Origin of the sequence: Stieleria varia (assembly GCF_038443385.1) — a bacterium.
GTDB lineage: Bacteria > Planctomycetota > Planctomycetia > Pirellulales > Pirellulaceae > Stieleria > Stieleria varia.
Map to the genome: position 1 here is coordinate 9,349,235 of NZ_CP151726.1, position 20,480 is coordinate 9,369,714.

Below are 20,480 nucleotides of genomic sequence, written 5' to 3' on the forward strand. Positions count from 1 at the left end.
TCATCGCATCACGTTTGCGTGGAACGGCTTGCGCGGATTGGCACGAAAACAGTCTGCGCACATCAGCCGCCACGCGATAGCGTCCGGTTCTCACACCTATACTCGGGAAGCGGACGCACTCGCGTGCCGGCTGATGAATCATCCGCGCCTAGCCGTGGGCCTCGAACCACAATCCGCACCACTCGTCCACTCTGGCTTCTCCCCCAGCTTTTCTGGGGGAGAAGGGCTGGGGATGAGGGGGCCGAGCGCTGAAGCGTTGCTTCATCCAACACTCATCCATCCCAAGCGACGTCGCGCACGAAAAGCCAACTACCAACTTCACTCCTCCCATTTCCAACTTCCAAACATGATTCGATCCTCCTTTTTCTGATTCGAAGCTCCTTCCGTCGAGCTTGTCTCGGCGGAGGAATGAATCCATCTTATTTAGACTGTGAACAAAGAGTCACAGCCGGTCAATGAAAACATCCGATCTCAATTCGGCCAAGAACGCGACATCAAAAAGGCCGGCAACATCTATCACCGGCGAAAACCCAATACAAGGCCTAACCCCAGCAAAGCTTTCCCAATCTGACGAGGAAAAAGTGACGACTCGGCGGTTACTGGGCTATTCTTCCGCCGCAATGATTTTTAGCAGAAAAGTTCGGATATTGACACGATGGCGGGCCAGAATGTGAGACGGCCATTTAACCAGCTGGGTTCGATATGCAGTGACGTGCAGCTTTCGGGAACTGGAGGCGGAGCGAACAAACCAGCATTCAGCGTCTCGCCATCGGTCGTCAATTCACCTAATCCGATCGAGCCCCGGTGCTATCTCACGATCCAAGGAGATCACGAAGTTGAGTTCTGTGGGAATGGACACGATGCAACTAGCGCCTGAGAAGTGGGTGGATCGATACGGCGATGCGCTATTCCGGTACGTCGTCTCTCGCCTTCAAGACGCTGAGTTGGCGGAAGAGCTGGTTCAACAGACGCTGCTCGCTGCGCTCGCAAATCAATCGCAATTTGCCGGTGCTGGTAGCGAGAAAGGCTGGCTGATGAGCATATTGAAGCGAAAACTGATTGATCATCTACGATCGCGAAATCGATCGCAGACCCGAGATTTTAGCGACGAGTCTGACGAGTCCCTTGATGACTTTTTTGATCGACACGGCCGTTGGCGACAGAGAGTGCGAGCTACACTGCTCGAGCCCTTGGACTCAATCGACCGCGATGAGTTTTGGCCCATCTTTCAGGGGTGTGTGTCTGAATTGCCGGACAAGCAGGCGGGTGCTTTTCTGTTGCGTGAAGTTGACGAATTGTCAACGCCCGAAATCTGTAAGGAGTTGCAGATTTCCACGTCTAATCTTTGGGTCTTGCTTCACAGGGCACGGCTGAGATTGGCCGACTGCATGACGAGACGTTGGCTACACGAAAAACAATAGGATGCAGGCCGGCGAATGATGCGAAGTTGTAAAGAAATCTCAAAGCTTGTCTCAAGCTCGCTCGATCGAAAATTGTCATTTCGAGACCGGATTGAAGTGTGGATGCACCTCAAGATGTGCCGCCTTTGCGGAGCATTCTGGCGTGATCTCCGGAGACTCAGGTCGAACGTTCGAGGTCAAATCGTCGAGAAGGAGCAAGATGAATCCATTTGCTTGAACCCCAGTTCCAAAGCAAGGATTCAAGCTGAAGTTAACAGTAGAATTGGCGGTGATGATAAAGAGCCGTGATCGCTGGCAAGAGTGCGATGGAGATCACCAGTAGTCGGCGAGGTCACCATTCCCGGTGTGCGGTTGAAGTTTCAAGACTGGATGCTACGGATCGGTTGTTGCTCGTTCGCAAGCATAAATTTTGGGACATTCTGTAAGCATCCTCACAGTTCTACGTCCTGTTCAACAGAGTGTTCGGTGATCAGCAACCGTCGAGTTGCCACCGATCGCGTTGTGAGATTGGAAACGCATCTGTGCAACGGACGATTTGGCATTTACAGCACTGCGACATTTTTTCGGAGCTCTCTATCGAGAGCTTGGAAAGAATCGAACCAAGATGTCGGGCTCGCAAGTTCGCAGCGAGAACGCCGATTTATCTACCCAGCGAAGTGGCAGACAGTGTTCTTCTGCTAACGAGCGGAATGGCAAAGATTTGCAATCTGACCAACGAAGGCAAGCAATCCATTCTCGCGTTTGTCGAACCCGGCGAGCTGTTCGGCGAACTGGCCGTATTTGAGCGAGAAACGCGTGAAGAGTATGTTGAAACGATCGAAGCATCGACACTGGTCATGATACCGATCACTGCAATGCAAGAGCTGGTCGAGAAAAATCATCGGGTGGCTCTCTCGCTTACAAAAATGATTGGACTCCGAAGGCACCGCATCGAACGTCGCCTCAAGAATCTGCTCTTCCTGTCCAACCACGACAGGCTGGTCCACCTCCTGCTCGACTTGGCTGAACAGTTCGGGATTCACTGTTCGGATGGGATCAGGCTTCGGATCAAGCTGGCACACCAAGAGCTTGCCAACTTGATGGGTAGTACCCGTGAAACCGTTACGATTCTCCTTGGGCATCTGAAAGACGAGGGTTTGATCGAGGTCGGTAGAAAACGAATTGTGTTGCTGGATGCTACTCGAATGGCTAGTCAAGTTCATCGGAAATCGACTTGGGATCACCTCGACGGACCCAATTGAATAACAGCAGCAGGAACCATGGTGCAAATTCGATCCAGGTAAACACAAAATCAAAGAACGCGGGTCCGGCATAGCGAGTTCCCAAGACAGCAGAGTCTGGGAAGTGATCCGTGAACCAGAATCGCAGGTAATATGCAAAAACGATTCCGCTGATCCACACCCAGGCACGGTTCTTTGCGAAGGGCAGCAATGGTAGCGTCCATGTCCAATACCACGGATTTTGAGTCGGCGCAAGCAGCCAAAACCACGCGATGGTGAGGAACACGCCTTCGAGAAACCAAGCAACCTGATCTTCGGTTTGGTGGCGACCGTTTCCGTAAGTCCGGGCAATCCAGAATGCAATCAGCAAGAAAGTGAGCGAGGTGACTCCTCTTGCGATCAGAAACGGAGGGGCAAGCTCTGCAAGTGAGCGCCGCCAGGAGTCCGGCACGACGGTAAACCAGGGTTTTGCGTGTGCCCCACGTCCGTTGTCAGGACGCAAGTTTTCGACGGTGATCAAGAACAGGAAATCGTTCATCTCCCATCGTTGCAAGAACGTCTTGACGCCCTCACCAGGGTCACTGCCAGCTGTCCCCCGGTACGTCATGGGCGACAGCAACATGACGATGAAAAGGCATCCAACTCCACCCCAAATGATGCTGCGGCGCAAGCCGATCTTGTGAAACGCGTGCACCGCGAGCATCGGTGCGATCACGATCGGATACAATTTCGCTCCAACGGAAAGTGCGAATGCGACAACCGTTGCCAGGCACACACGCGTCGGTACTACCGAACCTCTCTCTACGCAAGAGATTTGTTTGGCTATCAGGTAAACGGTCAGAGTCATGAAGAACACGGCGATCGCATCGAGATGCCCGCTGTTTGCGATTTCCTTGACCAAAAGTGGGCACCAACCGTAGATGATCGAAAGCGAGACGGGCTGTCTGGCGACCCGCAATAGCTTGATGACCAGCCAAAGTGTTGCCAAGTCAAACGCAGTCAACCACGTCTTCATCACGATCAAGCGAGTGTAAATGCTTGCTTGCTCTGGCGTCGTTATGTCGGACAGGGCGAACACGACCTGACTGACGATCGGATAGACGGTTGGTAGCTCGGCAAAATGGATACGATCCAGCACCGCGGCAAGCGACGGTCGATGATCTCGAAGATCGACAAGTCGTTGCAACGTATCGTCATCGACGGTCGAACTGGCGTTCTTGACCTTTTCAGGCGAATAAAGAAAGGGGCTGACACCTGCCGACGTCGCGGCACCGTCCCAAATGTATCGATAGATGTCGATCTCCAAGATCGGAATGGAGAACAACATCGTCACACGGAACACTACGCTGCCAGCAATGACGATCTGGAGGCACCGGCGATGGTCAGAGAATTTTCGAACCAGTCGGATGCCAAGCAGATACACAAAGAAAAGGAGCCCAAACAGCGCAAGGGTCAGCAGGGTCGGTCGCTGCTGTGGGTCCGAACCATACTGGAACCGCCAGCTCAGCCAAGAAATCCATCCGTAAATCACGGCGGAGGCGCAGACCAGCAATCCCATGTGGACCAGTTGTCGATGACTCGGTGGTCCTGTCTCGCGTTCAACCATTGCCGATATGAGTCGCCTGAGCAAACGCTGCAGATCGAGTGCTGCGGATCGACCTCGGGGCGATCAGCCCGTACCTGGCGATCGACCACAATATTTTGTAACCGGCCTTGATCGTGCCGGTTAGGGTGCCACTGATCTTGCTGTGCCCGATGCGTTTACGATAGGGGACAGGAACTTCCAGAAATCGCAAGTCGTGTTTAGCCGACTTGATCTGCATTTCGATCGTCCACCCAAAGTTCTTGTCTTCCATTTCGAGCTGTTGCAGCTTGCGATAGTCGATCGCACGAAACGGACCGAGATCGGTGTAGCGGACGCCGAACAGGATTCTCATCAAGAAACATGCCAATCGATTTCCGTAGACGCTCTGCGGCGGCATTGCGCCCCGTTCGCGTTCTCCTAGCAATCGAGAGCCGAGGACGAAATCGTATTGGCCATCTTGAATCGGCGAAACCAATGCAGAAAGAAACTCGGGATAATCACTGTAGTCGGCATCGAGGAAAACGATAATCTGCGGCGGATTTCCCGATCGAGCGCAGCATGCTCTGAGCGTCTCAAGACCCTTTAGGCAGGCTGCGCCGTAGCCTCGGTTGGTTTCGGAGACCACTGTTGCACCGTGTGCCGCTGCAACACTGGCGGTGCTATCGGTCGAGCCGTTGTCAACGACAATGACCCGTCCAACGCGAGGTAAATCCTGAAGCACCAACGGAAGAGAATGCTCTTCGTTCAGCGCCGGGATGATGACCGCAATGCCCTCAAATGCTTCGATGGTTCCGCGATTGCTTTCGGTTGACATGATTTATTTCCTAAGGGGAGCACGTGAGGTATCCTTCCTCATGAATGATCATATCTGCGTCTGGCCCGCACGTCTGTGTTGCATCGCACAATTTGAGCAACTTTATGCTGCAGGCGGTTACAGCATGCTACAAGGAGTTACAGCATGAAAATCCAATGCCATGAACTGTTAGATCAGGAACAGTTTGCGAGCCCTCGCCCATCCGATCCATTAGATGACAGACTCGTCGGCCTCTTGGATTGAAACGGATAGATTTAAATGTGGCGTAGACCTTTGCTACTGAATTTGATTCCTTTACTCGTTTTGCTAGCGAGTGGGTGTCAGTCATTCCTTCACCAGGCCGCCTCTCTTGCTTACCGCGACCCAGCAACCGAAATTCACGTTGAACGCGGAAGACCTAATCGACTCATTGACGGGATAGGTTCGGTTGTCGGCATCCCATCCAAACTGACCCTTTGGGATCATAGGGCGGACAATCATCAGGTTTCCAAGGAAACGGAAGCCGCGTTACTGGAGTACATGGACCGAAATCAGCTCAATGAAACGCTTGTGCGAGTGAATCAGTATCATCCTTGGGGCGAATGGAAACGACTTGTGTCAAATCAACGTGTGCATCCGGGATGGCGGTACACGTTTGGTGTCTACAATGGCTTGAAATACACACTACTGCCGGGACGTCTTCTTGGCGGCGATTGGTACAATCCATTTACCGACACAACCCACATCTATTCTGACTTGGCTCCCCTGGCCATTGCCCGCACCGCCTATGCCAAAGATGTGCGTCAGCAGTCTCGTCCAGGGATGTATGCGGCCTCTCAGGAACTACCGTTGGTGGGAATGATCCACGAGTCACGGGCGAGGGAGGAAGCTTTGGCATATTACAGTCGACGAGGTGATGCACGAGAACTGCAGGACGCTAAGCGTGTGATTGAACCCGATTACGGTGGGAGCTGGGGAGCACAAGTGGCCTCATTCCTTCCCTATGGTGCCCCGCTGGGCCGACTGGTCGGTGCTGGTGCCGGTCACCTGACCAATCGTGTTCGCGGCGGGCGCCCTGTCGAGCGGACAGGGCGTGCGTCAGGGGATGGTCCCAATGCGTGCGATTCGGATTCGTACGATCGTGGGTCGGACGCTTGGCCACACGCATCAACTAAGCTGTCAGCGCGCGAGCAATAAAGGATCGATCGACAGCCCAGGGTACGCACTTGAGTCCATTGCGAATGGGCCATTCCACGATTCACCGCAACTGTCAACGACAGTTTTGAAATCTACAATGCGGCCGGACGAAGTGACCAGAGAAGTAATTGGAATTGCCCGACGAATAGTTTGGATACGCAATTTGTTGGCTCACGTAGCCCGAAGAGTAGACGGGATAGCTCGGGGATCCATATTGAGGTACGGGAGCGGAGAAAGTTGGTTGGCTGTAGCTGTGATATACCGGCGCGTTCGACACTACGGTTGCTCCTGCACAGTTCCCTGACGCGCAACCTGCACCCGTAACCATTGATGCTGGCTGTTGATACGCCTGGGCGCTGGCGGGTGCTGAATAAGTTGGGACGGATGATGAAGACATCGCAGGTGCCGCGTAGCCTCCGCGAGATCCGCTCTGCGCGAAAGCATTCGTCCCGAGGACGAAGACGGAAACGGCCGAAACCAGTACTACGACGACCGTTCGTTGTGACGCAAATTTCATTCTTAGATTCTTCCAGGCGAGGTATCGAAATCGTTATTGGCACGATTTGACGCGCCAAACAGTCTGGGAATTGTGGGCAGACAGTAGCGATTGAGGTGTGAGGAGGCTCACACTCGGGCGAAAAAATCTGAATAGATTCCTTGCCAAACCACTGACTCCTCGCGACATATCGGGAATGTCAAGACTGATGTCTAAGCGCTCAAACGATTCGAAACTCAGCTCAATACACTTATTGATTGGGAACCGTACCAGAACCGAAGGAGGCCTTGGGGGTGTCGGCTTTTCCAGCAGATTGCGTTACTCCTTGACCGTTGAGCGACCAGTCGTAATCCATGAACACAACATCGACCGACCCAAGGTTCGCGTGGATGAGTTTCTGTTTCAAGTTCTGATCCTCGGTCAATCCAGAAAGCCAAGCTAAATAGCCGCCGGCGGTACTCCAATCGTCTCCGTACCAATCGAGCAGCGGACTCAATTGCACCGTATTTGTGGACTCATCGTAATGAACGTACTTGGGTGTGTTGGCAAATAAGACGCTTTGGTCTTGGAGTTGCGTGCCCAGACGGCGGCCGGTGTATGCCTCTCGTCGGATGGATGGGCAATCACGTGCGGCGCAGACCAATGCGACATGTATCCGAGGCTCTCGAAACCGCTTGCGGATCAGCTCGTGTTCGATCTGGTTCAAGCTGAGTGTCTTTCCCGCAAATAGATGCTCTTTGATGTCAAAGAACCCCAGTTCGTCTTGTTGGAAGTTCATCACCGAATCGGCAATCTTGTGGCGGATGACGCCGTCGATGACAAACGCATTGTAGGCGTTGCAGAGCAGCGCGAGTTGGTCGGTCGCGGTTGTCAAGTTTTGTGGCTCAGCCTCGGAGAGCTGTCGGAGATAGGTTCTGAAGAGATAGTCACGCGACATCGCGTCATAGTCGACCAGTCCTCCGTCGACGTATGATTTCAGCAGGTAATCCCACAGATTGTGGTCCACTCCTGAGGGGTCGGCAGAGATGCTGGGACGGGTCGTTAACTTGACCTCGTGGAACGCCTTGGCAGCGACCACGAAGGGAACGGCGAAGGAGATGAGTGCAAGCCAAAAAAATGGACCATAGTATCCGTTCTTCTTCACTGGGATTTCTCCAAATTCTGTTTGGGTAGGATTCGCATCACGCCACACAGCGATCATCCTGCTCGGTCGCTTCAGCGGCGATCACTGGTAAAGATTTCGTTGAGGTGTTGAGGTCACCCAAGTGAAGAACATCCATGGGACATCTCACGATGCACTCGTTGCAACCGACGCAAGGAGAATCCGTCAAGGTGATCGGCAACCCCTTCAATGCACGAGATTTAATGTCGATTCCCATTTGGCAGTACTGGTTGCACACGTTGCAGTCGATGCATTTCCCTGGCTCGGGCGTGATCTTGAAGCGAGACCATCTGCCCCAAAAATTCATCCAAAACGCCAGCGGGCACCACATGCGACACCACAGGCGTTGCCCAAGAAACGGATAAACGCCGATTGCGACTGCGCCTGCCAACGCCGTCCCGACCCACAGGTTGTATTGGGACAAAGGGCCGGTGAATCCATAAAGATCAGCGATGGTGACGATGGCAGCCAAGGCGACAAACACAAATCCGTATCGTTCATATCGACGAGGAGTATCTCCCTTGGGGCCTCGATGCCGATATCCATTGCCCACGGTTTCCGCTAATGCTCCACAGGAGCAAATGTAAGAGCAATAGATTTTCCCCCAGCGAATCGTCATCAGCGGGATCACAACGAAAGTCAGGAACACGGCCCACACGACGCCCGCGACAGCAACGGTATGCCACCATGCCGGATCACTAGGGCCGACTGCGGGGGCAACCTGAAAGGCGGCTAAGTTGAGCGGCCACGCGTTCAGTGATTTGGAGATCAATGGCGTCCAAGGATTCCTTCCCAGGAAAACGGCAATGAAAGTAGGGATCCCCCACCAAAGTGTCCATTGGGTTACGATGATCGTCAGGTTGCGTCGCCAGATCATCGCGTGACCCGACTTCGCGGCCCAGTAGATTCCGAATCCGGCAATGGCTGAAAAGTACGCTAGGTAGTACAGACCGTAAGCGTTGCCAAAGTATGTCGGTAACAAGTGATACATCCAGGCAAAGCCGGGAACGTAGTACGGACCAGGACCGGCTTGTCCAGGGTCGAGCGTTACGACTGATGGCAAGAGGTGCGACGCCAAGTACGCTAATGCGCCGGTCCATAAGATCTTTCGCCCATGCGGTATTTCGAGAATCGGGTGTTTTCCCTTGGATCGCATACCGGCCGCGATCAGATCGATTGCCAACATGGGGAGCAGGATCAGTGGCAGAAACCATTGGCATATCGCCGACATCGTTTTAAGAGGAATGACACTCGCCAGGTGGTCTGCTCCCGGAATCAGCCATCTCCCTTGTCCCGCCGCATCAGGGTGCAATGCAAGATGCTTTGCACCGAAGTAGATAAACACCCCAACGAGCAAACCGATCAATGCATAAAAAACACGCTTCTTGTTCCAGATGCCATCCAATTCCAAGTCGCTATTGAGATAAAAGTCGATCGGAGGCAGCGTACCGAGTTTGGCGATGACAACGTCGTTGCGAAGCGTCTCCGAGGAGTCGCCGACCGTTAGTTGGACATCATGATCCCCGATTTCGGTAACCTGGCTGGACATCACTGCTCGCAATCCACCGTCTTGAATTGCCGCCTCCAACTGACGCCGATTTTCTTTCTTGGCCCGATAAAATTCTGTGCCACGATACGACAGCGTGACGCGATTGTGCTGCATCAGCATCAGTGTGGATTCGATTGCGGAGTTGCCTCCACCGACCACCAGTACATCACGATTCACATAGTCGGTCGGCGATCGCAGTTGATAAACAACGCGTCCTTCTTTGTCCGCGCCAACGCATTCGAGCGGTCGAGGCTCTCCCTGGCGACCGATCGCAATGATGACTTGGCGAGTCGGGAAGCGTTTTGACTCAGAGGTGACGACTTCGAAAGCGCCGTCCTGCCGTCGTTCAATCCGTTCGACGGAAGTATCTTTCTTGACGACGAGCCCTTCCTCGGTGACCAGTCGATCGAGGCGATCCATGAACGTGTCTCGATCTTCGTCCACGTCGAAACCAATGGCGCTAGAGTCCGAGACGCCACGCGGCTCGCTATACACCATCTTGCCAAGTGGAAAGTCGGCAATGGTGCTGGCCAACTGCCCGCGCTCGAGCAACACGTACCGGAAACCCTGCCGTTTCGCCTCGACAGCCGCCGAGATTCCTCCCGGTCCCGCACCAATGATCACGACATCCAGCGGTCGATCGGCTGGATCCGATGCGGCGTCTGATTTCGCCAAGTATTGGACCACTTCCCGACCGTGTTGAGCAGCAACTTTGACCAGCGGCGTGCCGGTAGCGTCACCAATGACAAAGATTCCCGAAACACTACTCTCGTGACGATCGTTGGTGACCGGCACAATTTCCTGGGTCGGGACGGTCGCGAAGTAAGTCGCTTTGTTGCGGGAACGGCTTCGGCTCGTCTGCATGAAACATCCTTGTACATTCTTGGCGATCGAGCATTTCCTGTTGGAAGATGCCTTTTCCGCGAGACGTTACTGGGGCTCCACGGTCGTGTCCGTGAGGTCACTCACAATGGATCGGATTTCAAGAAATCATGGGAGTTTCTCAATGATCGAAGCGGGGTCCAGACGGTTCTTGTAGTCTAGATCGCTGTGTGCGAACACAATTTTGCCAGTCGCATCGACGATATAAACGGCGGGGATTGGCAGGGCATGATGGTCCCGCCCCGAAGCCGATTCCAGGTCGATCCCGAAGCCCTTGTACTTTTTCACTGTCGCATCGTCGACTTGAAAAGCGAGGCCAAAGGCTTTGGATGCCTTTAAGTCGGAGTCCGAGTAGATGGCAAATGGAATGGAGTTTTTGGCCTTATTATTCGATGTACTAGCCGGACTGTCAGGGCTGATTGCCACCAACTGTGCTCCCTTGGATTGGATCTGCGGATAAGCCTTGATCAATTGTGCTGTGTGTCGCGTGCAGATAGGGCACCATCCGCCTCGGAAGAACACCAGTACCGTCGTTTTGCCCTCCGTCAGTCTCTTGAGTGTCGTCTCCTCTCCCTTGGCGTCCCAGAGGGTCGCATCAGGTATTTGCGTCCCCTGCTCGATGGGCTTGGTCTGTTCAGCCGATTTGGCAATGGAAGGTTCGCCGCCGCCTGCGGTCGACGTCACGATGAGAGATGCTGCCAGAGAAGCCAGGATTACGGAGCGGACCATGGAATGTTGCCTTTTGAAGGAGAGTAACGAAGGGCACTAGGGAAAATGTACATCTTCGGAAGTAGTCCGCCGGGGTTCCATCAGCAGTTCGAGCATCCTTGTCGTGAAATCCGGGTCGGAGGTCAGTTTTCGATGATTTGCACTCACTTCGCCGATCGTCGTCCAAGAAATGATTGGATTACCGTACTGCATGGGCCCCAAAGCGCTACGCACCGTTGTTGTATTGTCCCCAGGTTCTTCACTTTGGCGTCTGACGACGTTGTTTCCAACGTCAGACGCTAGAACGCTGGGAGTCTTGAGGGATGTGCCAACAATCAGGTGCAGGCTGGTGCCAGCAGGCGACTCGGCAGGGGAGTCGAGGGCTTGGTGAAAAGCCTTGGCTTGGGCGAGGCAATTTCGCAAATGATCCACGGCGACCCAATAGCGTTGCTCTTCGTTTGCGGTGGCGGGAAGCAACTCTTCCAAATCGCTGGCATCGCCACGGTTCGCTAAGCCCCAGCCACGCTCCATCCAAGTTCGCACATCATAGAAATCCAATGATTCACCTGTCACGGTATCGACGACACGTCCATCCTGCGGTCGAGGGAGGAGCTGATAGACTGATGGCATCGTTCCCAAGACGGCAGGCGGATAATAAGGAAAGAAACGGGAGAGTTGGTGGCCGTTGACAAGGTCCTCTACTGCAAAAGTGGATCCCGTATTCGGTGTTCCGACCAGAATTGCGTTACGCACATGACTGGCGCCTGCCTAGGCAATTACCTGCGAGCTGTTCTCGTGGTCGCTTGATCGTTCAGGCCCCAGTCATATTCCAAGAAGCTGACGGAGCCGCGGCCCTGAGAGGCGAGTTGCTGTGCCGGGCCTTGTGGCAAGTAGGGAGCGATTCGTTGAAGTTGGGATGCTTGGTTTGCACCGAAATCCTCGCCAAACCACTCCAGGATTGCGGAAAGCTGGAACTGTTGACGTTGCGCGTCAAATCGAAAATTTCGTTGGTTGGAGAAGAAGTTCCGCGAGTTCGTTGACAGTTGTTCGTCGAGACGATCTGCGGTGTAAGCTTCATTGAGCAATCGCGGGCAGGAGATGGAGGCGCAAACAATCGCGAAGTGAATCCTCGGCTCGCCCATCTTTCTCAAAACTTCGTGCTCCATCTGATTCAATGAATAAGGCTTGCCTCCGACGGTCAACAGCAGATCGTCCCAGATGTTGTAGCCGATCAATTTTGCGGTGTGATTGCGGATACTGGACGTCGGATATTCACGCAAGATTCCCTTGATCGTGACCGCATTGTAAGCATTGATCCAGAACGAGAGCTTGGCCGCTGATGACGCTTGGGCATTGGGGTTGGCAGCGGACAAATGTGACAAATAGGTGTCAAGGGCCTGTTGATCTGCCGCTGACTGTTTCCATGCTTGGTAGTTCACATTACCGTTCTGGTCAACGTAGCGCTTCAGTAACGCATCCCAGCTTCGGTGGTCAATCTGATCGACCGATACTTGCTGCACAGGAGCAACGCTCGCGCCAACGGAAACCTTCGTTCCCGCCGCCGCTTGCTGAGAAGGAATCAGTAACGCACACACAGCCGCCAGCGGAACCAGGCAAAATGAAATTGACATGCATTTCATGGGATGGGACTCCATTCGAGAAAAAGGTTGGGATGGGAGCAAACGAACTTCGCTTTGCCGAACGAAATGACAATAGCGAGCGAAGCTTCAAGCCCGCCAAATCATGGCAAGTTCCAGCCCGGATTAGTCACTCGACTCACGATAGTCATCGCAACACGTTCTCATGAAACTGTTTACGCGGACTGGCACGAAAACAGTCTGCGTCTATCAGCCGCCACGCGATAGCGTCCAGTTCTCCGCCTGTAATCGGGAACCGGACGCTATCGCGTGCCGGCTGATGAATAATCCTTATCAAGAGTTCAAACATCCGGCGAAACGTCTCGCCTGACGTCACTCACTCTACGGAGGCAACTAGAAACTGACTGTGAGGTGACGAACTCTCTAAAGAAGTATTTCGAATGTCTTTGTTGTGAGCTACTGATTGTGGCTTTTGCATCGACTCCATTCTCTTGCGGCAGTCAGGACACTTGAGCAAATGGGTTTGGATCGCAGTCACTAGAGACGGGGCCAAGTCCCCGGAACTCAACGAATCAAGATGCGAAACCACGTCAGTGCACGTGATGCCTCCGAATCGAGGCTGCGAGGGCTGGGGCGCGTCCGATGAACCCAGCGAGACCAGCAGCAGGAGGAGGGGAAGCAACGCGACGGGCGTTCCGGCGCGGACGAGTTGCTTTCGTCTTCGTTGTGATCTTGCTCGTTTCGCGAAAGTGGTCAACGCTCCGGTCGTCAGCGGTGTCCATTCGGTCGAGTCGCGGTTTCCTTGGCGGATCATGGTTCTGGTTGCACATTAGGGGAGTGGTGGAATTCCGGCCCTGGAGTTTCTGCGCGGACAACATCCCTGCCCGTCGATTATCTTCGCACCACGGAGCCCTGCGACTCAGTGTTGTGGCTCACAGATGCGTCCTTGGTTGGCAAAAAATCGGCACTCTTGATTATCAAACGAATCGTTCGAACTGGAGCTTGGGGTAGTGCCGAAAGTTCGCTATAATGCCGAGCTTGGAAAGCAACTTCAGGCTCGCTGTCACCTCGTTGGCTGGAGGTCGATGGTGAACGATAAACTCGGGCCGTTTCGTCATATTTTCTCGGGTGTGCGAGTTCTTGCTTACTCGTACCAGTTTAAATGATTCCGTCTTCACTTTGACGCAATTCTGCCCGATGTCGCCATCGACTGAACTCACTGTCCGCCTCGGATTCTTTGCCGGCGTCTTGTTATTGATGTGGCTCGGGGAGATGCTGTTCCCGCGTCGTCGTCTTAGTTTGCGGAAAGGGCCTCGGTGTGGTAGCAACCTCGGTCTTGTCGTCGTCAACAGTCTGTTTTTACGTCTCGTCGTTCCGGTAACTGCGGTCGTGGCGGCGGGATACTTTCAGGCCCACGGTTGGGGCCTCTTTATCCTGATTTCCTTGCCGGTGTCGGTTGAGTTCATTCTTGCATTGTTGATGTTTGATTTTGGCATCTATCTCCAACATCGGCTGTTTCATGCAGTTCCGCTGCTGTGGCGATTCCACATGGTTCATCATGCGGACCCTGATTTCGACGTGACAACGGGGCTGCGTTTTCACTCATTTGAAATCGTGATCTCTGCCGCACTGAAGCTTGCATTGGTTGGCCTGATTGGTCCCAGCCCGATGGTGGTGATTGTGTTTGAAGTCCTGCTCAACGCCTCATCCATGTTCAATCACAGCAATCTCGGTATTCCCAAACGCATCGATCAGGTACTCCGATATGTCGTGGTCACGCCCGATATGCACCGTGTTCACCATTCTATTGATTCACATGAGGCAAATCGCAACTTCGGTTTCAATTTACCATGGTGGGACCGGATCTTGGGCACCTATCTGGATCAACCGAGTCGGGGCCACACTGCGATGGAAATCGGCGTAAGAGGGCACAGCAATGAACGACAGATTGCTCGCCTTTTGGGAATGGTCTTGCTTCCGTTTCGTGCGCAGCCCGATGACGGTCAGTTCACGCGTCGCCCATGAAGGCCCGCAAGACGAGAAACAATAGCAGTTGCGTTCAGCGAAAGCGTCGCTGTCGAGCGATCAAGCAGATCTCCGGTCCGCTCAGACTCAAGCTGATCGCCTTGCAAATTGCTTTGATTCGTTGCGGTTTGTGAACTTATTCACAGAAACCATGCGAGCTCCTTTGCTAATCCGCACTCTGTCTGCATCGGCGTTGCGGCGGTGGATTCTGGTGTCGAAATAGCGGCGAGTACTTTTCGCCATTGTTAGATCTCTCACAGAGCCACGGTAGCTGGATTGTCGATGAGCATCATGAACCTTGTTCCAGAAAAACGTCAAACTCAAAAGGGAAAAATGCGCAAGTCACTTCATTCAACTGTCTGCGTCTCCGCAATGATTGCGGTGGTTTCGTTCGGCTTCACCGGCTGCCGACAGGCAGGCGGTTGCCAGAATGGTAGTTGCCCGGCTCCGTCCGGTGGCTACTCCTCGCCTAGCTATGGTGGACCAAGCAATCAAGGATCGGCAACCGTATCTCCCAGTTACTCGGCACCGTCGCAAGAATACGCGGCACCCGGCGGATCTGGCACCCGCAGTGCGCCTGTGATGAGCGGATCAGGCACACGGTAATAAGTTGTTGACCAGGTGCGGTAATTCGTCGGAAACTTGACGCCACGGTGCTGGCAAAATTTCCATAAAATCCAATTCACACTGTAAGGAGACCTGAATTGGAGCGTCCTTCTCTGAACCAAGATTACCGTGCGACCCACGGTTTTGTTCACCGAATTCTTTGGAAGGATGCCCGCAACAATGAGTCAAGCAACGCAAACTGATGTTTCGACAGCCGAGTCGGCCGTTTACCAACGTTATGCCTCGGCGGCGCAGGCGGTCGAGCCGGAGCTTTGTTGTCCTGTTGATTACCGCGCCGAATACCTGACGGCGATACCCGAGGAAGTCATTCAGCGAGATTACGGATGTGGAGACCCCTCTCGCTTTGTTTGCGAGGGCGACGATGTACTGGATTTGGGAAGCGGCGGCGGGAAAATCTGTTTCATTGCTTCGCAAATCGTCGGAAAGACAGGGTCCGTGACCGGTGTGGATTGCAATCAGGAAATGCTTCAGCTCGCGCGCCGTTCGGCGGACGCGGTTGCGGCGAATATCGGCTATCACAACACGTCGTTTCGCTACGGTTTGATCCAAGACCTGGCGCTAGATCTTGACGACCTCACTGAGGTGATCGCTTCGCAGCCTGTTTCTGATGCAACAGGATATTTGCGACTCCGTAACTTGGAGGAGCAGCTTCGTACCGAGCGACCGATGATCGCAGATGAGTCAATCGACTGTGTGCTTTCCAATTGTGTTCTGAACCTGGTACGTCAACCTGATCGCAAAAAAATGTTCTCCGAAATCTTTAGGGTGCTTCGGCGTGGCGGACGAGCGGCGATTAGCGACATTGTCAGTGACGAGAGCGTGCCCGAACGGTTGCAACAAGACTCAGCTTTGTGGTCGGGATGCATCACGGGCGCGTTTCGTGAGGATGAGTTCCTGGCGGCCTTTGAAGACGCTGGGTTTCATGGCATGGAGTTGGTCAAGCGAGAAAGCGATCCGTGGCGAACCGTCGAGGGGATTGAGTTTCGAAGCGTTACCGTTGTCGCCTATAAGGGCAAGCAGGGTCCTTGCCTAGAACGTAATCAGGCGGTCGTGTATCGGGGACCATTCAAGAAAGTCGAGGACGATGACGGTCATGTTTTCCGACGTGGAGATCGGATGGCCGTCTGCGACAAGACATTCGGGCTGCTTCAGCAGGCCCCTTATCTCGAAATGTTTGCTGCGGTTGAACCCCGAGAGAGAATTCCGCTCGAGAATGCTGTGCAATTTGACTGCCGCCGCAGTGCGAAGCGAGACCCGCGTGAGACCAAGGGGACGGATTACGACGCAACGTCGGATGCTCCTGCCGGTGCCTGTAGCGATGGAGCATGTTGTTAAAGGATGGGCAGAGTAATTGCTCAACGGTATCAGTCGAACAAACGTCTCTAGATGGATTGCCATTTTGTCATTACCACTCGTGCACCAAGATGAGGAAGGAAACGCCGCGATTGAGCGAGAGATCCTCGAAGGCGTTTCTCCCGGGCGAAGTATGCCGCTTTTTCGTCAAAAGATTCGCGAATGTGGAATCGATGGGCTGAAAGCCACCGGCATCGAAATCCTGCAGATTAATGTCGGAAAGGTTTGCAATCAAACTTGTACGCATTGCCACGTCAATGCTGGACCAACTCGTCGCGAAAGCATGTCTCGCAAGACGGCAGAGGCGGTCATCGATGTGCTTTCGCGCACTGGCATTCCCACGCTGGATATCACAGGGGGGGCACCGGAGATGAATCCCAACTTTCGGTGGTTGGTTGAGCAGGCCCACGCACTGGGGCGACGAATCATCGATCGCTGCAATCTGACTATTCTGGTGGCTGGCGGATTCAGGGATCTTCCAGAGTTTCTGGCCGAACACAATGTGGAGGTTGTTGCCTCGTTGCCTTGTTATCTCGAGGAAAACTGCGACAGCCAGCGAGGTGACGGCGTCTTTCGCCGCTCCATTGAGGCATTGAGACGGCTCAACAGTCTCGGCTATGGACTTCCCCGATCTGAGCATAAACTTTCGCTGGTCTACAATCCCATCGGCCTATCACTGCCCCCCCGGCAGGAACAGCTGGAAGCGGATTATCGCCGAGAACTACGAACTCGCTACGGTATTGAGTTTACGCATCTGCAAACGATCACCAATTTGCCCATCAGTCGCTTTTTGGACGATCTCTTGAAACAAGACCGACTGGATGAATACCTGCAACTGCTCATCGACAATTTTAATGTCGCAACCGTTGGAGGATTGATGTGTCGAACGATGATTTCGGTCGATTGGCAGGGCCGCCTGTTTGATTGCGATTTCAATCAAATGCTCGATTTAGAACTGAGTGGACAATGCCCACGAACGATCCACGATTTTGACTTCGGCAAGCTTGCCAATCGTGCGATCAAGACAGGCCGACATTGTTTTGGATGCACTGCAGGCTGCGGTTCGAGCTGTCAGGGCGCGATTCTTGCTGGCGGGGAATCACCAGTAACGAACATTCAATACTGAAGCACCAGGTCAGTCTGATGATCGATCCAATCTTTGCCCATCTTGTAAGAAACCGAAGTGACAGTCGTCATCTTTGTATAGGGCTCAAGTTTTCCCGTAACAATCCGATTCGAGTAAAGACATGCAACAATCAAAAATTCAAAAACAGTTTCGTTCCATCAGCAAAATCTCCGGTTTTGCAGTGGCAATCATCACTTCATTTTCAATGGTAAGCTTGGCATCGGCTCAGTCTGGAACACGTGCGGTACCGCAGTCCGGAAAAGTCGCGGGAAGCGGAACAACGAGTCCCACAAGCAGCGTTGGTCTTCAAGGCTACTGCCCTGTTTGTGTCATCGAGATGAAAAAATGGATGAAGGGGAGCACGCAGTTTTCTGCGCAGTACGACGGAAAGACGTATTTGTTTCCCGGTGAGGAGCAGCGGCAGATGTTTTTGAAAAGCCCAGAAAAGTACACGCCGGCACTTGGCGGTGACTGTGTCGTCGCGTTGGTTGAAATGGGAAAACGCGTGCCGGGAAATCTCAATCTCGGCGCGTTGCACGACAAGCGACTCTATCTGTTCGCAAATGAGCAGGCTAAGGGGATGTTTCTCGCCGATCGTGCAAAGTATGCGAACGCGGATTTGGCCCTCGGCGGCAAATGCTCGGTCTGCCGTGTCGAAATGAACCAAGAGGTTCTTGGATCAGCCGAGTTTACAAGCATCTACAAAGGACTTCGCTATCAGTTTCCGAGCAAGGATCAGCAGCAAATGTTTAATCAGAATCCAGACAAGTACAAAGTGGCGAAGTAGATCCCCTTGTCTTGAAGGCTGGCCCTTTCAACCTCGCAGCCGCGGAAAGCTCGCGTCGAAGCCATGGCGTGGACGTGAGTTTTTCGTTTTCTTTGCGGTAACACTGTTGGCGCATTTCAGTCTCGTATGAGTTCTGTTTCAGGATGAAACGCTTTCCATGCAAACCAGAAAGAGTGCATCCAAAACACACCGCTATCGGCGTCGGTCACGCGAGCGGTTTGCGACGTTTTATTGAATGCAATCGAGTATGATTTTCCTCCAAGAGTGTATTTTCGGGCCGCTGACATGCCCGGATCGGGCTCTGCGATTCGATGAGCGTTTGCTTTTCCCTCATCGGTCCAAACAACGAGGATCGGCGTCTTGGCGGGTAGTGTGCGGTCCAAAGGTTGGACAGGAAACATCAGATTGGGTGAGTTGAAATACTGAGCATAGGGGTTGTGGCGATAGTCCCTGATGTGCCCGGTCTTGCTGGAAAGTACTTTTGTTTCAGGGTGCATTTTTTTCCACTCGCCCCAGGTCACCAATTCCATTGGTAACGTCTTTAACTTTTTGCCTGCGGCGGGTCCCGAAACGCCCTCTCCAAGGACTTGTGACCACAAACTTTCTGGCTGTCCCCCTCTGTCGTAGATCAGAACGTTGCTGTTGTAGAGCAAGCCCGAGACGCCAAATTCTCGCACACCAAGAGGTGTTCGCCGGTCGAAAACGGCGGCTGAGTCACAGAGTGGGCAATAGGTGACCGCGAACGGAATCTCATCGAGCTGATCGTTGACAATTTCGTGGAAATTCAAGATTCGAATCGGATAGGCTCTGACATTGGCTCCGGATCGCACTCCGACGACTCGGTCTGAGGGGCTCAAGAAATCAGCCTCATTAGCGCCTACAAAAGTGGGACTCGTCAATGCAGGGATGCCATCTTTCGGAGGTCCGCCAGCACGAATTTCGTTTCGAGGAATTATTGCGTTTCTCAAGTCGAAACCCACACCTCCATGCTGAATGATGAGGCGGCTTAGGCTTGAAGCTGATGAATGGTCGTCGACATGCTGGCTTTCTAGCGTTGACCAAAGAGACAGCGCAACGCCGATCGATATCGATATCGCCATCATGATACGTAACTTTAGTGACATGATTTTCTCCGCAGTTTTCGGAACCAAGAACAGAACCCGAGTGGATTCCGATACAGATTATTCTCGACCATCATTTCGCTGTCTGTGAATTGGGGCACGGAAAACTCGTTCGTGAGAGACGATAAGAGACCACGGGACGCAACTGCGCGTAACAGAGTCCGCCTCGATATGTATTTCGTCGACTTGGCGGAGACTGACTCGCAAGAGTCATCACGTAGCGAGGGACGATCTCTCAGGGTTGGATCACATCCGAAAACTAGGCATTATGGAAATCACAATGAAAATGACCGTCGTACATTGCTTATTGGTGCTCTGCAGCTCGGCAGTACTCTTGGCGGCCTGTCAGGCCGGAGAAGAGGCTCCGTTTGCAGCGGCAGAATCATCTGACGTCAGCACAGATGCGCGTCATGGTGGTTCAGTCGGAACGAGAGTGAACAATCGGTACCATGCCGCTCGCAATGGCGACGTGCTCTTGACGACGGCAACGGCGAACGCTCACTCGCAAGGCCCCACATTGATAACGCTCGGCGCGGGCGACGATTTGCGGCGACATCTCAATGGTTCGCATCGCCGAGTGATCTTAGACTTCTACGCCGATTGGTGTGGGCCCTGTAAACAGCAGGGACGTGTATTGCATGAAATCGAACATGTGGCAGCGGATGCAAATGCTTTGATCATCAAGATCAATGTTGATCAACACAAGGATTTGGCGGAGATCTTCTCGGTGAAAGCTCTGCCTACGGTCATGGTGTACGGAAGGAGGACGATCCTTCAGCGACGCACAGGACTGACCAGCGCTGAGGTGCTTACGAGCTGGGTTCACTAGC

17 protein-coding genes are annotated in these 20,480 nt (G+C 53.4%); 9 read left to right on the top strand and 8 right to left on the bottom strand.

All coding sequences use genetic code 11. The features are described 5' to 3' along the window. Positions 1–860: 860 nt before the first annotated feature. The 3 genes from Pla52nx_RS31590 (at position 861) to Pla52nx_RS31595 (ending at position 2,662) form a co-directional block, all read left to right on the top strand. Positions 861–1,421 carry a sigma-70 family RNA polymerase sigma factor gene (locus tag Pla52nx_RS31590; RefSeq protein ID WP_231741855.1) on the top strand — a complete coding sequence of 187 codons (561 nt, stop codon included), beginning with the start codon at positions 861–863 and terminating at the stop codon, positions 1,419–1,421. Between the two features lie 18 nt (positions 1,422–1,439). Then, positions 1,440–1,709, top strand: a complete 270-nt coding sequence (locus Pla52nx_RS33075; protein WP_425289856.1) for a zf-HC2 domain-containing protein — start codon at positions 1,440–1,442, stop codon at positions 1,707–1,709. A gap of 233 nt (positions 1,710–1,942) precedes the next feature. After that, a complete protein-coding gene (locus tag Pla52nx_RS31595) occupies positions 1,943–2,662 on the top strand; it encodes a Crp/Fnr family transcriptional regulator (RefSeq protein WP_146519270.1) in 720 nt (239 codons plus the stop codon). Here the strand turns inward: Pla52nx_RS31595 and Pla52nx_RS31600 are convergent. Then, on the bottom strand, positions 2,610–4,247 hold the full coding sequence (locus Pla52nx_RS31600) for a hypothetical protein (protein ID WP_146519269.1): 1,638 nt from the start codon (positions 4,245–4,247) through the stop codon (positions 2,610–2,612). The two genes, Pla52nx_RS31595 and Pla52nx_RS31600, sit on opposite strands and share 53 nt — an antisense overlap. Then, positions 4,240–5,040, bottom strand: a complete 801-nt coding sequence (locus Pla52nx_RS31605) for a glycosyltransferase family 2 protein (protein WP_146519268.1) — start codon at positions 5,038–5,040, stop codon at positions 4,240–4,242. The genes Pla52nx_RS31600 and Pla52nx_RS31605 overlap by 8 nt, the downstream gene beginning before the upstream one ends. Positions 5,041–5,559: 519 nt before the next feature. On the opposite strand from Pla52nx_RS31605, the gene Pla52nx_RS31610 reads away from it, so the two are divergent. Then, on the top strand, positions 5,560–6,216 hold the full coding sequence (locus tag Pla52nx_RS31610; RefSeq protein WP_146519267.1) for a hypothetical protein: 657 nt from the start codon (positions 5,560–5,562) through the stop codon (positions 6,214–6,216). A 746-nt stretch (positions 6,217–6,962) separates the two neighbouring features. On the opposite strand, the gene Pla52nx_RS31615 is transcribed toward Pla52nx_RS31610, so the two are convergent. From Pla52nx_RS31615 to Pla52nx_RS31635, 5 genes are all read right to left on the bottom strand, one after another. Beyond that, the gene (locus Pla52nx_RS31615; protein ID WP_197454426.1) at positions 6,963–7,856 is read right to left on the bottom strand and encodes a DUF547 domain-containing protein; all 894 of its coding nucleotides are present in this window, start codon (positions 7,854–7,856) and stop codon (positions 6,963–6,965) included. 37 nt (positions 7,857–7,893) lie between these two features. Then, positions 7,894–10,287 (bottom strand): NAD(P)-binding domain-containing protein, encoded by a 2,394-nt coding sequence (locus tag Pla52nx_RS31620; protein ID WP_146519265.1) that lies wholly within the window; start codon positions 10,285–10,287, stop codon positions 7,894–7,896. 126 nt (positions 10,288–10,413) lie between these two features. Beyond that, a complete protein-coding gene (locus Pla52nx_RS31625; protein ID WP_146519264.1) occupies positions 10,414–11,034 on the bottom strand; it encodes a peroxiredoxin-like family protein in 621 nt (206 codons plus the stop codon). Between the two features lie 36 nt (positions 11,035–11,070). Beyond that, the gene (locus Pla52nx_RS31630) at positions 11,071–11,766 is read right to left on the bottom strand and encodes a hypothetical protein (RefSeq protein ID WP_146519263.1); all 696 of its coding nucleotides are present in this window, start codon (positions 11,764–11,766) and stop codon (positions 11,071–11,073) included. Positions 11,767–11,789: 23 nt separating this feature from the next. After that, complete coding sequence (locus tag Pla52nx_RS31635; RefSeq protein ID WP_146519262.1) at positions 11,790–12,653, bottom strand: DUF547 domain-containing protein; 864 nt, start codon at positions 12,651–12,653, stop codon at positions 11,790–11,792. Between the two features lie 1,155 nt (positions 12,654–13,808). Here Pla52nx_RS31635 and Pla52nx_RS31640 point away from each other — a divergent pair. The 4 genes from Pla52nx_RS31640 (at position 13,809) to Pla52nx_RS31655 (ending at position 18,529) form a co-directional block, all read left to right on the top strand. Then, positions 13,809–14,636, top strand: coding sequence for a sterol desaturase family protein (locus Pla52nx_RS31640; RefSeq protein ID WP_146519260.1), 828 nt, complete (start codon positions 13,809–13,811; stop codon positions 14,634–14,636). Positions 14,637–15,422: 786 nt separating this feature from the next. Continuing rightward, positions 15,423–16,598, top strand: a complete 1,176-nt coding sequence (locus tag Pla52nx_RS31645; RefSeq protein ID WP_231741853.1) for a methyltransferase domain-containing protein — start codon at positions 15,423–15,425, stop codon at positions 16,596–16,598. Positions 16,599–16,749: 151 nt separating this feature from the next. Further along, positions 16,750–17,742: an arsenosugar biosynthesis radical SAM (seleno)protein ArsS gene (arsS, locus tag Pla52nx_RS31650; protein WP_146519651.1), complete on the top strand. Its 993-nt coding sequence runs from the start codon at positions 16,750–16,752 to the stop codon at positions 17,740–17,742. A gap of 121 nt (positions 17,743–17,863) precedes the next feature. Further along, positions 17,864–18,529: a hypothetical protein gene (locus tag Pla52nx_RS31655; RefSeq protein WP_146519259.1), complete on the top strand. Its 666-nt coding sequence runs from the start codon at positions 17,864–17,866 to the stop codon at positions 18,527–18,529. Positions 18,530–18,645: 116 nt separating this feature from the next. On the opposite strand, the gene Pla52nx_RS31660 is transcribed toward Pla52nx_RS31655, so the two are convergent. Next, a complete protein-coding gene (locus Pla52nx_RS31660; protein ID WP_146519258.1) occupies positions 18,646–19,653 on the bottom strand; it encodes a DUF3179 domain-containing protein in 1,008 nt (335 codons plus the stop codon). Between the two features lie 277 nt (positions 19,654–19,930). Between Pla52nx_RS31660 and Pla52nx_RS31665 the strand changes: the two genes are divergently transcribed. Further along, positions 19,931–20,479, top strand: coding sequence for a thioredoxin family protein (locus Pla52nx_RS31665; RefSeq protein ID WP_197454423.1), 549 nt, complete (start codon positions 19,931–19,933; stop codon positions 20,477–20,479). The last annotated feature ends 1 nt before the right edge of the window (position 20,480 follow it).

Excerpts from the sequence above, each read along its gene's own strand:
- Pla52nx_RS33075 (WP_425289856.1), top strand. The coding sequence starts at position 1,440 with ATGCGAAGTTGTAAAGAAATCTCAAAGCTTGTCTCAAGCTCGCTCGAT.
- arsS (WP_146519651.1), top strand. The coding sequence starts at position 16,750 with ATGCCGCTTTTTCGTCAAAAGATTCGCGAATGTGGAATCGATGGGCTG.
- Pla52nx_RS31605 (WP_146519268.1), bottom strand. The coding sequence starts at position 5,040 with ATGTCAACCGAAAGCAATCGCGGAACCATCGAAGCATTTGAGGGCATT.
- Pla52nx_RS31665 (WP_197454423.1), top strand. The coding sequence starts at position 19,931 with ATGAAAATGACCGTCGTACATTGCTTATTGGTGCTCTGCAGCTCGGCA.
- Pla52nx_RS31660 (WP_146519258.1), bottom strand. The coding sequence starts at position 19,653 with ATGTCACTAAAGTTACGTATCATGATGGCGATATCGATATCGATCGGC.
- Pla52nx_RS31620 (WP_146519265.1), bottom strand. The coding sequence starts at position 10,287 with ATGCAGACGAGCCGAAGCCGTTCCCGCAACAAAGCGACTTACTTCGCG.
- Pla52nx_RS31645 (WP_231741853.1), top strand. The coding sequence starts at position 15,423 with ATGAGTCAAGCAACGCAAACTGATGTTTCGACAGCCGAGTCGGCCGTT.
- Pla52nx_RS31655 (WP_146519259.1), top strand. The coding sequence starts at position 17,864 with ATGCAACAATCAAAAATTCAAAAACAGTTTCGTTCCATCAGCAAAATC.
- Pla52nx_RS31600 (WP_146519269.1), bottom strand. The coding sequence starts at position 4,247 with ATGGTTGAACGCGAGACAGGACCACCGAGTCATCGACAACTGGTCCAC.
- Pla52nx_RS31640 (WP_146519260.1), top strand. The coding sequence starts at position 13,809 with ATGTCGCCATCGACTGAACTCACTGTCCGCCTCGGATTCTTTGCCGGC.
- Pla52nx_RS31635 (WP_146519262.1), bottom strand. The coding sequence starts at position 12,653 with ATGAAATGCATGTCAATTTCATTTTGCCTGGTTCCGCTGGCGGCTGTG.
- Pla52nx_RS31610 (WP_146519267.1), top strand. The coding sequence starts at position 5,560 with ATGGACCGAAATCAGCTCAATGAAACGCTTGTGCGAGTGAATCAGTAT.
- Pla52nx_RS31625 (WP_146519264.1), bottom strand. The coding sequence starts at position 11,034 with ATGGTCCGCTCCGTAATCCTGGCTTCTCTGGCAGCATCTCTCATCGTG.
- Pla52nx_RS31590 (WP_231741855.1), top strand. The coding sequence starts at position 861 with ATGCAACTAGCGCCTGAGAAGTGGGTGGATCGATACGGCGATGCGCTA.